This window comes from Burkholderia latens, assembly GCF_001718795.1.
GTDB lineage: Bacteria > Pseudomonadota > Gammaproteobacteria > Burkholderiales > Burkholderiaceae > Burkholderia > Burkholderia latens_A.
Genome location: NZ_CP013435.1, coordinates 2,008,738 through 2,023,708, shown reverse-complemented (window position 1 = coordinate 2,023,708; position 14,971 = coordinate 2,008,738). Strand labels below are relative to the sequence as shown.

At 65.4% G+C, this 14,971-nt stretch carries 13 protein-coding genes and 1 tRNA gene; 9 read left to right on the top strand and 5 right to left on the bottom strand.

The genetic code is table 11. From position 1 onward, the window contains the following. Positions 1–134 precede the first annotated feature (134 nt). The 3 genes from WK25_RS09420 (at position 135) to WK25_RS09410 (ending at position 3,342) form a co-directional block, all read left to right on the top strand. A complete protein-coding gene (locus WK25_RS09420) occupies positions 135–413 on the top strand; it encodes a hypothetical protein (protein WP_040144434.1) in 279 nt (92 codons plus the stop codon). Positions 414–533: 120 nt separating this feature from the next. Beyond that, positions 534–2,051 carry a DUF1800 domain-containing protein gene (locus WK25_RS09415; RefSeq protein ID WP_069241491.1) on the top strand — a complete coding sequence of 506 codons (1,518 nt, stop codon included), beginning with the start codon at positions 534–536 and terminating at the stop codon, positions 2,049–2,051. A 67-nt stretch (positions 2,052–2,118) separates the two neighbouring features. After that, positions 2,119–3,342 (top strand): DUF1501 domain-containing protein, encoded by a 1,224-nt coding sequence (locus tag WK25_RS09410; protein WP_069241490.1) that lies wholly within the window; start codon positions 2,119–2,121, stop codon positions 3,340–3,342. 29 nt (positions 3,343–3,371) lie between these two features. Here the strand turns inward: WK25_RS09410 and hpnD are convergent, their stop codons facing one another. Then, positions 3,372–4,205 (bottom strand): presqualene diphosphate synthase HpnD, encoded by an 834-nt coding sequence (gene hpnD, locus WK25_RS09405; RefSeq protein ID WP_040144431.1) that lies wholly within the window; start codon positions 4,203–4,205, stop codon positions 3,372–3,374. A gap of 233 nt (positions 4,206–4,438) precedes the next feature. Between hpnD and WK25_RS09400 the strand changes: the two genes are divergently transcribed. Further along, positions 4,439–4,525 (top strand) — tRNA-Leu (locus WK25_RS09400). A gap of 102 nt (positions 4,526–4,627) precedes the next feature. Here the strand turns inward: WK25_RS09400 and WK25_RS09395 are convergent. Next, positions 4,628–4,858, bottom strand: a complete 231-nt coding sequence (locus tag WK25_RS09395; protein ID WP_040144385.1) for a hypothetical protein — start codon at positions 4,856–4,858, stop codon at positions 4,628–4,630. Between the two features lie 585 nt (positions 4,859–5,443). Here WK25_RS09395 and WK25_RS09390 point away from each other — a divergent pair. Next, complete coding sequence (locus WK25_RS09390; RefSeq protein WP_069241969.1) at positions 5,444–6,442, top strand: 2-dehydropantoate 2-reductase; 999 nt, start codon at positions 5,444–5,446, stop codon at positions 6,440–6,442. On the opposite strand, the gene WK25_RS09385 is transcribed toward WK25_RS09390, so the two are convergent. The 3 genes from WK25_RS09385 to WK25_RS09375 form a co-directional block, all read right to left on the bottom strand. Then, a complete protein-coding gene (locus WK25_RS09385; RefSeq protein ID WP_069241489.1) occupies positions 6,415–6,687 on the bottom strand; it encodes a hypothetical protein in 273 nt (90 codons plus the stop codon). The genes WK25_RS09390 and WK25_RS09385 overlap by 28 nt on opposite strands. Beyond that, a complete protein-coding gene (locus WK25_RS09380; protein WP_069241488.1) occupies positions 6,684–7,133 on the bottom strand; it encodes a MarR family winged helix-turn-helix transcriptional regulator in 450 nt (149 codons plus the stop codon). The genes WK25_RS09385 and WK25_RS09380 overlap by 4 nt, the downstream gene beginning before the upstream one ends. Before the next feature lie 62 nt (positions 7,134–7,195). Continuing rightward, entirely contained in the window at positions 7,196–8,341 is a 1,146-nt protein-coding gene (locus tag WK25_RS09375; RefSeq protein ID WP_069241487.1) for a glycerate kinase, read from the bottom strand. A gap of 390 nt (positions 8,342–8,731) precedes the next feature. On the opposite strand from WK25_RS09375, the gene tig reads away from it, so the two are divergent. The 4 genes from tig to lon all read left to right on the top strand — a co-directional run bounded on the left by tig (position 8,732) and on the right by lon (position 14,929). Then, a complete protein-coding gene (gene tig / locus WK25_RS09370) occupies positions 8,732–10,078 on the top strand; it encodes a trigger factor (protein ID WP_040144381.1) in 1,347 nt (448 codons plus the stop codon). Between the two features lie 140 nt (positions 10,079–10,218). Continuing rightward, a complete protein-coding gene (gene clpP, locus WK25_RS09365; RefSeq protein WP_006496351.1) occupies positions 10,219–10,872 on the top strand; it encodes an ATP-dependent Clp endopeptidase proteolytic subunit ClpP in 654 nt (217 codons plus the stop codon). 164 nt (positions 10,873–11,036) lie between these two features. Next, positions 11,037–12,308 carry an ATP-dependent Clp protease ATP-binding subunit ClpX gene (gene clpX, locus WK25_RS09360; protein ID WP_006489345.1) on the top strand — a complete coding sequence of 424 codons (1,272 nt, stop codon included), beginning with the start codon at positions 11,037–11,039 and terminating at the stop codon, positions 12,306–12,308. A gap of 197 nt (positions 12,309–12,505) precedes the next feature. Beyond that, positions 12,506–14,929: an endopeptidase La gene (gene lon / locus WK25_RS09355; RefSeq protein ID WP_040144380.1), complete on the top strand. Its 2,424-nt coding sequence runs from the start codon at positions 12,506–12,508 to the stop codon at positions 14,927–14,929. Positions 14,930–14,971 lie beyond the last annotated feature (42 nt).

Here is a 14,971-nt window from a genome sequence, read left to right as displayed (position 1 = left end):
AATTCGGTAGATACTCCCCTGCACTCCATCTTTCATCTTTGTACGCCCGAATTCCGCAGGGTTTTTCAAGTACCAGAGGTAACCGGTTGCCGCGTGACGAAGGGAACAAATCGACCAGAGAAGCGAGGACGGTCATGCGATCTGCCCGGATTGCACTGATGCTGACGATCGCACTTGCCGGTCCATATGCGTCGAACTTCGCGTATGCGCAGCGCCCGGAGCCGGGCGCCTCGTCGCGCAAGCTGCAGCGCGGCAAGGCGCCGCAATCCGACCGTGCTGCGGACGCGGCGGTCCGTTCAGCGGTGCCCCCCGATCTCGAACAGCGCCGCCGCGACGGACACATGACCCCCGAGGAGCGCCACCTGCTGCGCCAGCACATCGAGGACGCCGTTCGCGAGCTGTACAAGCGCTGATCCCTGCGCGCGTTCCGCTGCCGCGGAAAGATTCCGTAGCAATTTTTCGGTCAACTTTCGCATGCGTCCCGCCGTTGAACCGGCATCCGCACCGCCGGTGCGTTCCGGGAGCCCACGACGATGAAAGCGAACGCCGCCGCCGCGGCATCGCGCGCGATGCAGACGCCGCTCGACGCCGACGATGCGTTGTTCTTCCTGAGCCGTACCGGCTTCACTCCCGCACCGGCCGACGTCGCTCGCATCGTCGGCATCACGCGTGCGCAGGCCGTGGCCGACGTGCTCGGCGACGTCCGTCGCGAGCCCGTGACGACCTGGCCCGACTGGGTCGCGGAGCTGCCGCCCACCCGTGCGCAGCGGCAGGCAATGACGCCCGACATGCGGCGCGACGAGCAGCGCGAACGCAATCGCCGCTACGATGCGTTGCGCGCGGCGTGGGTCAACGAAATGATCGCGACGCCTTCGCCGCTTACCGAACGCATGACGCTGTTCTGGCACGGGCATTTCACGTCCGGGCAAGACAAGGTCCCGTATCCGCAGACGATGGCCGCGCAGCATGCGCTGTTTCGCCGCGAGGCGCTCGGCAACTTCGGCACGCTGCTGCATGCGGTCGCGAAAGATCCGGCGATGCTTCAGTATCTCGACGGTGCGAGCAACCGCAAGGGGCGGCCCAACGAAAATTTCGCGCGCGAAGTGATGGAGCTGTTCACGCTCGGCGAAGGTCATTACACGCAGCACGACGTGACCGAAGCCGCGCGCGCGATGACCGGCTGGAGCGTGGATCCCGACACGCTTCGTTTCACGGTGCGGCCCGAATGGCACGACGCGGGTGACAAGACGATACTCGGCGAGATCGGCGCGTTCGACGGCGACGCATTCCTCGACATCCTGTTGAAGCAGCCCGGCACCGCGCGCTTCATCGCCGGCAAGCTGTGGCGCGAGTTCGTGTCCGATACGCCCGATTCCGACGTGCTCGACGGCGTGGCCGAACGGTTTCGCACGAGCGGCTACGACATTCGCGCGGCGCTCGCCGCACTGTGGTCGACCGACGCATTCTGGGATCCGCGCAACCGCGGCGTGCTCGTCAAGTCGCCGGTGGAGTTCGTCGTCGGATCGGTGCGGCTCTTCGACGTCGCGTACGGCGATCCCCAGATGCTTGCAAACACCGTGCGCACGCTCGGGCAGAACCTTTTCTATCCGCCGAACGTGAAGGGCTGGCCTGGCGGCGCGATGTGGATCAACAGCACCACGCTGCTCGCGCGCAAGCAGTTCGTCGAACAATTGTTTCGCGCGACCGAGACGGTCGGCATGCGGGCACCCGCGCATGCGATCGCGTCCAGTGCGCCGCATGCACCGAATGCGCGGCCGCACGTGACGCCGGTACCGGTGGCGGATACTGCTCCGGTCGTCGGTATGCAGGCTGCGCCAACCAGGCCCCCCCGCGGCGGCTTGCGGTTCGACCTCGAGCGCTGGCTCGCGCAGTATCGCGCGCGACCGCAGGCGATTGCAGGGCTGTCGACCGAGCTGCAGCTTCAGCACGCGGTGCTGCCGGTGTCGCCGGTCGCGGCGATCGATACGGATTCGACCGGCAGTGCGTATCTGGAGGCGTTGCTGATGGATCCGGCCTATCAACTGAAATGACGGAAACGACGATCGACCGTCGCGTTGCAGCAGCGACGCTCGCGCATGGCGAACCGAAGGATGCACGATGAACCGACGTGATTTTCTGACGCTGACGGGCGCTGCCGCCGCGGCCGGCGTATCGTTGTGGCAGCCGCCCGCGCGAGCGGCGGCCGTGACGGACGTGACTGGGCGGCAACCGGCAGCCGGGTACGCGAACGTGCTGATCCTCGTCGAGCTGAAGGGCGGCAACGACGGTCTCAACACGGTCGTGCCATATGCGGATCCGCTTTACTACGAGGTCCGGCGCAGCATCGGCGTGAAGCGCGACCAGGTGCTGCAGCTCGATGCGCAGACGGGGCTGCACCCGGCGCTGGCGCCGTTGATGCCGCTGTGGCGCGACGCCCAGGTCGCGATCGTGCAGGGCGTCGGCTATCCGCAGCCGAACTTGTCGCATTTCCGTTCGATCGAGATCTGGGATACCGCTTCGCGCGCCGATCAGTACCTGCACGAGGGCTGGCTCACGCGCACGTTCGCGCAGGCGCCCGTGCCGCCCGGTTTCGCCGCGGACGGCGTCGTGCTCGGCAGCGCCGAGATGGGACCGCTCGCGAACGGCGCACGCGCGATCGCGCTCGTCAATCCCGCGCAGTTCATCCGTGCGGCCCGGCTGGCCGAACCTTCGTCGCTGCGCGAGCAGAATCCGGCGCTTGCGCACATCATCGACGTCGAGAACGACATCGTGAAGGCGGCCGACCGGCTGCGCCCGCGCGGCGGGATGCGCGAGTTCAGGACGGCCTTTCCAGCGGGCACGTTCGGTACGTCGGTGAAGACCGCGATGCAGGTGCTGGCGGCCTGCGAAGCGTCCGGACCGGGCGCGCAGGATGGCGTCGCCGTGCTGCGGCTCACTCTCAACGGATTCGACACGCACCAGAATCAGCCGGGGCAGCACGCCGCGCTGCTCAAGCAGTTCGCAGAAGGGATGAGCGCGATGCGCGGCGCGTTGATCGAGCTCGGACGCTGGAACCAGACGCTCGTGATGACGTATGCGGAATTCGGGCGGCGCGTGCGCGAGAACCAGAGCAACGGTACCGATCATGGCACCGCCGCGCCGCATTTCGTGATGGGCGGGCGCGTCGCGGGCGGGCTGTACGGCGCACCGCCCGCGCTCGCGCGTGTCGACGGCAATGGCAACCTGCCGGTCGCAGTCGATTTTCGGCAGCTCTATGCGACCGTGCTTGGGCCGTGGTGGGGGCTCGATGCGACGCGCGTGCTGCAGCAGCGCTTCGATACGCTGCCGTTGCTCCGGGCGTGACGGGCGGGGGCGTCGCGCTGCGTTGCCGGTCAGCGGCGGCGCGCGGCGCGCCACGCGATCCACAGCTTGCGGATCGGCGTCAACGCGATGCGTTGATGCAGCACCTGATAGCCGTCGCGCTCGATTTCGTCGAGCAGTGCGCGGGCCAGTGCGATCTGCGCGCGCAGCGTGCGCTGTGCGCGGCGTTCCGATGCGGGAATCGCCGCGTCGGCGGCCGCGAGCGCGTCACGGGCGCGTGCGGTCTGAAACCGCAGCAGCTCGGTGAAGGCGGGGCTGTAGCGACGGTTCAGCAGGTCGGCAGCGGTCACGTTGTAGCGCTGCAGTTCGTCGATCGGCAGATAGATGCGGCCGTGGCGCGCATCGTTGCCGAGCTCTTGCACGAACTGCGCGAGCATCAGCGCGTGGCCGGCGTTCGCTGCCCACGGTTGCGGCTCTGCCGGATTCGCGGCGCTCGCGCGCGCGACGAGCGACGCGAACGTGCCGCCGACCTGCGCGATGTAGCGCTGCAGGTTCGCAAAATCCAGATAGCGCGCCTGTTCGAGGTCCATTCCGTAACCGTTGACGAGCGTGCGCAGCGCGTCGGCTTCGGTGGCGATCGCCGGATGGTGGTGCGCCAGCGCCTTCGTAACGGGGTGCGATGGTTCGCCGGCGGCGAGCGCCGCGAGTTCCTTGTGCCACCACGCGAGCTTCGTGTGTCCGACGGTCGGATCGCTGGTTTCCTTGACGGTTTCCTCGAGTTCGCGACGCAGCGCGAATAGCGCGGTGACGCGCGCCTGCGTCGCGAGCGGCGCCTGGCGCAGCGCGTAGTAGGCGCTTGAGCCGGCGGGGGCGGCCTTTTGCTGACAGTAGTCGTCGAAGTTCACGGATGGGATCGTCGCGGACGGGTTCGGGGGACGCGGGCGGGCGCGTAGCCGGCACGTTGAGCGCGGCATTCTAGCACCGCGCTTTCGCGCGTGCCGGCGGGACGAGACAATGCGGCGGAGATCGGGTAGAATCTCGCGCTCGCCTGATCGGGCATGCCGGTTTCGTATCGGCATGGCGCCGCGGGCGCGTGGAGAGCGCATCTTGCGTGCCGCGCGGTCGGGTGACGGAAATCGCGTGAGTGGCGAAATTGGTAGACGCACCAGGTTTAGGTCCTGACGCCCGCAAGGGTGTGCCGGTTCGAGTCCGGCCTCACGCACCAGGAAATCGGAAAACCCGTAATGGGCGTCCGTGTAAAAGCGCTGCCGGTCGGCTGACCGCAGCGCTTTTTCGTTTTCCGCCCCCGTCATGCGACCACGCTCGCCTAATCCCAGAAACTCCGCACCGCGACCGCCACGATCACCGGCACCGAGAACACCAGCGGTATCGCGAAGTACTGCGCTTCGCGATCGACGATCCAGCTGTAGATCAACCACCCCGCGCCGATCGCGAACGTGATGAGGCCGACCAGCACGGCCGCGATATTCAGTGCCAGCCTGGACGGCTGGCGGCGCGCTTTGTCGTTGGTGTCGGGATCGCGCTGAGACGAGTTCATCTGAGGAGGGACAAAGCCTGACGTATTTAAAGGCACAGGAGACCCCATCCGCACGAATCGCGCAAGAGCCGCGGCGTCCCGTACCGGCTGCCGCACGCGTTCTTCAGCGACTGGAAGCGCGTGTGCGATCGCGGTCCGCTCGCGGATCGCGCGCTGCTCGGCGCGCACGGCCGCGCGGTGAGCTGGTTGGTCAGCGAGCCGGGCGTCGACGCACGGCTTCGGGCCCGGTGTGTGAAATACGGGCTCGGGCAACTGATGTGCGCGTGCGCGCTCACGTTCATGTCGATTTACCGGCGGGCCCTGAATCGCCGATTCAGCGACGTCGACGCGAGCCGTTTCGAAGAAGTGATCCCGCATCTGGCGGCCGCGCCGCCGATCGATCGCGCCGCCCAGGCTGTCCGCGGCCGCGCCGGGTGCCGCGACTCGCGACGAACCGGCAAAGGCGAGCGGTATGTCACGCTGAATCGGTCGTACGGCAGCGTGGCAGAAACGCCGTGCATATGCGCGTGCCGCACGTCGATGAATAGTTGTATCCGCAACCATTGGGCGCTATGCTCGTCATCTCCCGGTGGACGGATTTTCATCATGAACGACACGAATTCAGGGTCGGTGCGCGCGGCGGTGGTCGGTGTCGGCGCGATCGGCGGATTGCTGGCGTCCGCGCTGTCGCGGGCTGGCATGGCGGTGAGCGCGTACGCACGCGGCGCGACGCTCGACGCACTGAACGCGCACGGTGTGCGCGTAATCGACGAGGCAGGGACCGTGTCATCCGTTCCGGTGCGCGCGACCGACGACGCGCGCGCGCTCGGCGTGCAGGACTACGTCGTGATCGCGCTGAAAGCGCACGCACTGCCGGCGTTGGCCGCGCGTATTGCGCCGCTGGTTGGCCCCGACACGGTGATCGTCGCCGCGATGAACGGGCTGCCGTGGTGGTTCACGCACGGGCTCGCCGGCCCGGTCGACGGTGTGCCGCTGGACGCGGTCGATCCGGGTGGCGCGGTTTCGGCGGCGTTGCCGCCCGCGCAGGCGATCGGCTGCGTCGTGCATCTGTCGTCGAGCACCGATGCGCCGGGCGTCGTGCGGCGGGGCCGCGGCAACCGGCTGATCGTGGGCGCGCCCGCTGCGCGGCTCGACGCGCCGGCCGCGCGGTTCGCGACGGCGCTCGCCGCAGGCGGCTTCGACGTCGAATCCACGTCGGCGATTCGCACCGAGATCTGGGCCAAGCTCTGGGGCAACATGAACATGAATCCGCTCAGCGCTTTGACGGGGTCGACGGCCGAACAACTGCTCGACGATCCATTCACGCAGGCGCTCGCGCTGCGGATGATGGAAGAGGCCGCAGCGATCGGCGCGAAACTCGGCCTCGATACGGGCATGAGCGGCCCCGAGCGAATCGCGGTCACGCGCAAGCTCGGCGCGTTCAAGACGTCGATGCTGCAGGATTTCGAAGCCGGCCGAGCCCTCGAGATCGGGCCGATCCTCGGCGTGTTTCCGGAACTCGGGCGCAAGCTCGACGTGCCGACACCGTACTGCGATGCGGTGCTGGGGCTATTGCGTCAGCGTGCGGCGAACAGCGGGCTATAGTGGAAGCGCGGCGCAGCAGCGGAAATCGCCTGAACGGCGGGCAGGGATTCGTTGCGTGCGCTGCGGTGGAAGATCGCCGCGCTCGCGCCGTCATGCTGGCGTCCGATGCCGGTGATCTGCAGGATTCGTCTGAATAAAAAGAAAGTAGCCGAGTCGCACGACAGTGCGTAAAACGTTTGCGGCGGGTGGTTCCACACCGGTGCGACGCGGTCGCGGCATGAACCGCGCGCCGTGCGCCGCGTCACTCGTCGCGTTCGACCGCGTGCGCGACCACCTTGTCGAGCAGCCGCTCGAACGTCTGGCGCTCGCTGTCGGACAGACACGCGAGCAAGCCTTCATTCCATTTGCGCACGATCGGCATGATCTTGCGATGCAGCGCACGGCCGTCGGCGGTCAGCGCGATCAGCACGATTCGGCCGTCTTCGTCGCTGGCGCTGCGCCCGAGCAGCCCCTGGCGCAGCAGCGCCTCGGCCGCGCGGCTCGCCTGGCTCTTGTCGAGGTTGGTGTGGCGTGCGAGATCCATGATCGAAAACGGCCCGAACGCGCCGACGGCGGCGATCACGCGCGCCTCGGGCAGCGAAATGTCGAGCTTGCGCCGATAGACATCAGCGATCCCGCGGTCGGATCGCTTCGTGAGCGCATGGAGGCGATAGGTCAGAAACTGATCGAGCCCGGCTTGACGGCCTTTCATGTCGAATCCTGAAGAAAAAGGGCGGGCCCGATTGTTCCTGTATCGCGCGCTCGGGTCAACGGTCAGTGTGCGCCGTACTTCAGCCGTGTCAACTGTTCCGCTTCGTTCGCAAGGAGATTCGCGGCGTCGCGGATCGCGACGTCGAGCGTGATCGGCCCCGGCGCCGGCGAAAAGCAGCCGGAAAAATGTTCGGTCAGGCGCGGCAGCGCGGCCGGGTCGACCGCGCCCGACAGCAGCGACGCCGGCACGCCCGCTGCCCGCGCGTGGCGGCATGCGATGAACGGTGCCTTGCCGTGCAGCGTCTGCACATCCGAGCGGCCTTCGCCGGTGATCAGCCAATCGGCGCCCGCGAGCGCCGCATCGAGCCCGACCTGCCGCGCGACGACCTCCGCACCGGCCTCGAACTGCGCGCCCAGCATGTGGAGCGCGAATCCTAGCCCCCCCGCGGCACCTGCGCCTGGCAAATCGCGGCCGCGCCGGTCGAGCGCGGCCTCGAGCAGGTCGGCGAAGCGGCCGAGCGCAGCGTCGAGCGTCGCGACCTGCGCCGGCGTCACACCCTTTTGCGGGCCGAACACCGCGGTCGCGCCGTGCGATCCGGTCAGCGGATTGTCGACGTCGGACATGCCGATGAATTCCGCGTCCTTCAGGCGCGGATCGAGCGCCGACACGTCGACTCGTGCGATATCGGCGAGCCGCGCGGGCACCGGTTCGATCGGCTTCCCGGCCGTGTCGAAGCACCGCAAGCCCAGACCGGCGAGCAGGCCCGCGCCCGCGTCGTTGGTGCTGCTGCCGCCGAGCGCGACGAAGAAGCGGCGCACGCCTTCGTCGAGCAGCATGCGGATCGCCTCGCCCATCCCGCGCGTGCTGCGCGCATCGACCGGCACGCTCATGCCGATCGGATCCGTGATCCCGACGATCTCGGCCGTCTCGACGATCGCACTGCGCGCGTCGATCACACCGACCGCCGCGTCGCGCGCCGCGAGCGATGCGCCGGCGACGCGCAGCGTGCGCCGCGTGCCGCCGCCGGCCAGCATCGCGTCGAGCGTACCTTCGCCGCCGTCGGCCATCGGGCAGCAGCGCACGATCGCGTCGGGGCGGGCGCGGCGGATGCCGGTGGCGATCGCGTCCGCGACCTGCTCGGCGGAAAGCGAGCCTTTGAACGAATCGGGCGCGATGACGACGACAGGCGCGGACGGATGGTGCGGCATGGTGTCTCCGGAAGGCGTGATTGGTGTGGGCAATGTGCGCCGCGCGCGCGGCGCACCGTCATTTGGAGCTTACAGGATGACGGGGCCGCGGAGGATACGGTGTGCGGCATAGCGGCGATCCGCGCGCGTGGTCGCTAAAAGGGGCCGGGCGGTAAGGCGGGTATGTGCGTACGTCGAGCCGATCTGGCGGTACGAGGAAAATTGTTTGCTAGAATAGTCGATTCTTCCGGCCAAAGCCGTGCTCCGAGCCGCTTGCGCTAGCCATCCGGCGCGTGCAGGGATGGCGTGGCGCTCCGGCGCGGCGTGTGAACGTGACCGTCACTTCACGCCGCAGGCAGGCACGGCAAGGAAAACCCGATTCGCTCGAATAATTTTAGGACGATTGAAGCCATGGCTAACGTTGTTGAGAACCTCGGCAAGCTTGAACGCCGCGTGACGATTTCCCTGCCGAAAGACACCGTGCAGAAGGAAATCGACGCCCGTATCCAGAAACTCGCGAAGAACGTTCGCATGCCGGGTTTCCGCCCGGGCAAGGTGCCGCTGAAGATGGTTGCCCAGCAATACGCGGGTCAGGTCGAAGCGGAAGTGCTGAGCGACAAGATCGGCCAGGAATTCTTCACGATCAGCCGCGCGGAAAACCTGCGCGTCGCCGGTCAGCCGAGCTTCGAGCCGAAGCAGGAGCAAGCTGACGATGCATACGCATTCAACGCGACGTTCGAGGTCTACCCGGAAGTGAAGATCGGCGATCTGGCGACGGCTGAAGTCGAGCGCTCGACGACGACGATCGGCGATGCGGAAATCGACCGCACGCTGGACATCCTGCGCAAGCAGCGCGTGCACTACCACGCACGCGGCGAAGCCGGCGAGCACGGCGACGGCGGCGCGGACACCGCGGCGAAGAACGGCGACCGCGTGACGGTGGACTTCGTCGGCAAGATCGACGACGTCGCGTTCCAGGGCGGCACCGCCGAAGATTTCCCGTTCGTGCTCGGCGAAGGCCGCATGCTGCCGGAATTCGAAACGGCGGCGCTCGGCCTGAAGGCCGGTGAATCGCGCACGTTCGACCTGAAGTTCCCGGACGATTATCACGGCAAGGACGTGGCCGGCAAGACGGCGCAGTTCACGGTCACGATGAAGAAGATCGAGTGGCCGCACCTGCCGGAAATCGACGCCGAATTCGCGAAGTCGCTCGGCATCGAAGACGGCGATCTGACGAAGATGCGCGCCGAAATCAAGGAAAACCTCGAGCGCGAAGCGAAGCGTCGCACGCAGGCGATCGTCAAGAACCAGGTGATGGACGCACTGCTGAAGATTTCCGAACTCGACGTGCCGAAGGCGCTGATCGAGCAGGATCAGCAACGCCTCGTCGAAATGGCTCGCCAGGATCTGGCGCAGCGCGGCGTGCCGAACGCGAAGGACGCACCGATCCCGGCCGAAATGTTCGCCGAGCAGGCCGAACGTCGCGTGAAGCTGGGCCTCGTGCTGGCCGAACTCGTGAAGGCGAACGGTCTCGAAGCGAAGCCGGAGCAGATCCGCGCGGAAGTCGACGAGTTCGCGAAGAGCTACGAAGACCCGAAGGAAGTGGTCCGCTGGTATTATTCGAACCAGCAGCGCCTCGCCGAGATGGAAGCGTTCGTCGTTGAAAGCAACGTCGTCGACTTCGTGCTGGGCAAGGCAAAGGTGACGGACAAGGAAGTGAGCTTCGAGGCACTCGCGAGCGCATCGGCGCAAGCGTAAGTGTCGCTCTAGCGGCGTGCCGGCTGTCGGAGCGACGGCCCGCACGCCGTTTTTACGTCAAGCGCACGGTTGCCATTAATATGGCGATTGAGCGGGCGGCTTCCCTCCGTTCAATTTTCCATTCGAACAAGGTTCATTGAATGATCACTCGCGCTGAATTGCTGGACATGCTTGCTTCGAACGCGCCGCAGGGTTTCGAGGCGCAAGCGCTGGGGCTGGTGCCGATCGTCGTCGAAACGAGCGGCCGCGGCGAGCGTTCGTACGATATCTATTCGCGTCTCCTGAAGGAGCGCCTGGTGTTCATGGTCGGCGAAGTGAACGACCAGACCGCCAATCTCGTGGTCGCGCAATTGCTGTTCCTCGAGAGCGAGAATCCCGACAAGGACATCAGCCTCTACATCAACAGCCCTGGCGGCTCGGTGTCGGCGGGCATGGCGATTTACGACACGATGCAGTTCATCAAGCCGGATGTGTCGACGCTCTGCATGGGTCTCGCGGCCAGCATGGGCGCGTTCCTGCTCGCATCGGGCGCGAAAGGCAAGCGTTTTGCTCTGCCGAACTCGCGCGTGATGATTCACCAGCCGCTCGGCGGCGCACGCGGCCAGGCGTCCGACATCGAGATCCAGGCGCGCGAAATCCTTTACCTGAAGGAACGGTTGAACAACCTGCTCGCGCAGCACACGGGCCAGGACGTCGAGCGCATCGCGCGCGACACCGACCGTGATAACTTCATGTCGAGCGAGGACGCGAAGGCGTACGGGCTGATCGACCAGGTGCTGCTGAAGCGCCCGTGAGCTTAAGTGGGGTGCCGCCCCGATTTGCGCGGTGCCCCGGCAATGTCCCGAGTGCCCTGAGCATCTGCGGCAAGCGCATCCAGCCGGCTCCGGTCGCGCCCTAGGCGCGGCGTTCGGAGCAATCGGCGTATCATGTCATTTACCTGTCCGGAGGCTCTACATTCATGGCGGACAAAAAAGGTTCGAACAGCGAGAAGCTGTTGTATTGCTCGTTTTGCGGGAAGAGCCAGCATGAGGTGAAGAAACTCATCGCAGGCCCGTCGGTGTTCATCTGCGATGAGTGCATCGATCTCTGCAACGAGATCATTCGCGACGAGGCGGCTGCCGCCGGCGTCGAGGCCAGCCTGTCCCGGTCCGATCTGCCGAGCCCGCAGGAAATTCGCGACATCCTCGATCAGTACGTGATCGGCCAGGAGCGCGCGAAGAAAATCCTCGCGGTGGCCGTGTACAACCACTACAAGCGCCTGAAGCATCTCGACAAGAAGGACGACGTCGAGCTGTCGAAGAGCAACATCCTGCTGATCGGCCCGACGGGCTCCGGCAAGACGCTGCTCGCGCAGACGCTCGCGCGGTTGCTCAACGTGCCGTTCGTGATCGCCGACGCGACGACGCTGACCGAAGCCGGCTATGTCGGCGAAGACGTCGAGAACATCATCCAGAAGCTGTTGCAGAACTGCAACTACGAGGTCGACAAGGCCCAGCGCGGGATCGTCTACATCGACGAAATCGACAAGATCAGCCGCAAGTCCGACAACCCGTCGATCACGCGCGACGTGTCGGGCGAGGGCGTCCAGCAGGCGCTGCTGAAGCTCGTCGAAGGCACGATGGCGTCGGTGCCGCCGCAGGGCGGCCGCAAGCACCCGAACCAGGACTTCATCCAGGTCGACACGACCAACATCCTGTTCATCTGCGGCGGCGCGTTCGACGGCCTCGAGAAAGTAATCACCGATCGTACGGAAAAGACGGGCATCGGCTTCGGCGCGACGGTCAAGAGCAAGCAGGAGCGCGACGCGGGCGAAGTGCTGCGCGAAACGGAACCGGAAGACCTGATCAAATTCGGTCTGATCCCCGAATTGATCGGCCGCCTGCCGGTGGTCGCGACGCTCGGCAAGCTCGATGAAGCCGCGCTGATGAAGATCCTCGTCGAGCCGAAGAATGCGCTCGTCAAGCAATATCACAAGCTGTTCGCGATGGAGCGCGTCGAGCTGGAAATCCGGCCGGGCGCGCTGCAGGCAGTCGCACGCAAGGCGATCCGCCGCAAGACCGGCGCGCGCGGTTTGCGTTCGATCATCGAACAGGCGTTGCTCGACGTGATGTACGAACTGCCGACGATGAAAGGGGTCAGCAAGGTCATCATCGACGAGAACGTCATCGATGGCGACGGCAAACCGTTGTTGATCTACGAGGACACGCCGAAGGTGGCGGGTTCGAACTGACCGGCTTGCCGACGATGTTCTGCGAAAAAGGCCGTTCATGAGTCCGTGGGCGGCTTTTTTTCGTTTATCTTGTGGGTAACTCTGACTCGACACGCGGTGGTTACTTTCTTACCGAATATTTCCCGCACTTGAAGGCTTGCAATTCGTTGTGGCGGCCTCAATTACCGAACAATTGATTCCACTCATGGGGAAATGAAATGTCAGGCACCCAACTTCTCCCGCCGGAACGCATTACGCTCCCGCTGCTGCCGCTGCGGGACGTCGTCGTTTTCCCGCACATGGTGATTCCGCTCTTCGTGGGCCGGCCGAAATCGATCAAGGCCCTCGAAGCAGCGATGGAAGGCGGCAAGCACATCATGCTCGTCGCCCAGAAAACCGCGGCCAAGGACGAACCGACCGAAAAGGACATGTACGAGGTCGGTTGTATCGCCAACATTCTGCAGATGCTGAAGCTGCCGGACGGCACCGTGAAGGTGCTGGTCGAGGGGCTGCAGCGTGCGAAGGCGTTGTCGATCGAAGAACAGGAGACGCAGTTCTCCTGCGAAGTGATGCCGCTCGAACCCGACCATGCCGACAGCGCTGAAACCGAAGCGCTGCGCCGTGCGATCGTGTCGCAGTTCGACCAGTACGTGAAGCTGAACAAGAAGATCCCGCCGGAGATTCTCACGTCGCTGTCGGGTATCGACGAAGCAGGCCGCCTCGCCGACATGATCGCCGAGCGTCTGCCGCTGAAGCTCGACCAGAAGCAGCACATCCTCGAGATGTTCCCGGTCATCGAGCGCCTCGAGCACCTGCTCGCGCAGCTCGAAGCCGAGATCGACATCCTGCAGGTCGAAAAGCGCATCCGCGGGCGCGTGAAGCGCCAGATGGAAAAGAGCCAGCGCGAGTACTACCTGAACGAACAGGTCAAGGCGATCCAGAAGGAACTGGGCGAAGGCGAGGAAGGTGCGGATCTCGAGGAACTCGAGAAGCGCATCAACGCCGCGCGCATGCCGAAGGAAGCGAAGAAGAAGGCCGATGCCGAGCTGAAGAAGCTGAAGCTGATGTCGCCGATGTCGGCGGAAGCGACCGTCGTGCGCAACTACATCGACACGCTGATCGGCCTGCCGTGGCGCAAGAAGAGCAAGGTCAACAATGATCTGTCGAACGCCGAACAGGTGCTCGACGAGGATCACTTCGGCCTCGAGAAGGTGAAGGAACGCATTCTCGAATACCTCGCGGTGCAACAGCGCGTGGACAAGGTCAAGGCGCCGATCCTGTGCCTCGTCGGGCCTCCGGGCGTCGGCAAGACGTCGCTCGGCCAGTCGATCGCGCGCGCGACGAACCGCAAGTTCGTGCGGATGGCGCTCGGCGGCGTGCGTGACGAAGCCGAGATCCGCGGTCACCGCCGTACGTACATCGGTTCGATGCCGGGCAAGATCCTGCAGAGCCTCGCGAAGGTTGGTGTGCGCAATCCGCTCTTCCTGCTCGACGAAGTCGACAAGATGGGCATGGATTTCCGCGGCGATCCGTCGTCGGCGCTGCTCGAAGTGCTCGATCCGGAACAGAACCACACGTTCGCCGACCACTACATCGAAGTCGACTTCGACCTGTCGGACGTGATGTTCGTCGCGACGTCGAACTCGCTGAACATCCCGCCGCCGCTGCTCGACCGGATGGAAGTGATTCGTCTGTCGGGCTATACGGAAGACGAGAAGGTCAGCATCGCGCAGCGTTACCTGCTGCCGAAGCAGAAGAAGAACAACGGCCTGAAGGACGGCGAGATCGAGGTCACCGAGCAGGCGATCCGCGACATCATCCGTTACTACACGCGCGAAGCCGGTGTGCGTTCGCTCGAGCGGGAAGTGTCGAAGATCTGCCGCAAGGTCGTGAAGATGCTGCTGCTGAAGAAGGCATCGGGCGCGATCAAGGTCGACGGCGAGAACCTCGATACGTTCCTCGGCGTGCGCAAGTACGATTTCGGTCTTGCGGCGAAGGAGAACCAGGTCGGGCAAGTGACGGGCCTTGCATGGACGGAAGTCGGCGGCGACCTGTTGACGATCGAAGCCGCGGTGATGCCGGGCAAGGGCAACGTGATTCGCACGGGTTCGCTCGGCGACGTGATGAAGGAGTCGGTAGAGGCTGCGCGTTCGGTCGTGCGCTCGCGTTCGCGGCGTCTTGGCATCAAGGACGAAGCGTTCGAGAAGCAGGACATCCACATCCACGTGCCGGAAGGTGCGACGCCGAAGGACGGTCCGTCCGCCGGTGGTGCGATGACGACCGCGCTGGTGTCGGTGCTGACGGGCATTCCCGTGCGTGCCGATGTCGCGATGACCGGCGAGATCACGCTGCGTGGCGAAGTGTTGCCGATCGGCGGGCTGAAGGAAAAGCTGCTGGCTGCGCATCGCGGCGGCATCAAGCTCGTGCTGATCCCGGAAGAGAACGTGAAGGATCTCGCGGACATTCCGGACAACGTGAAGAACGCGATCGAGATCGTGCCGGTCCGCTGGATCGACAAGGTTCTCGAGCTCGCGCTCGAACGTACGCCGACGCCGCTGCCGCCGGAAGAAGAGGCGAAGGCTGCGGCACCGGTTGGCGATGCGGCGAAGGATGCCGGCTCGACCGAAGTGGTCAAACACTGAGAGCCTGAACGCCGTCGTTGACGGTCGTTGACGAAAACCCGC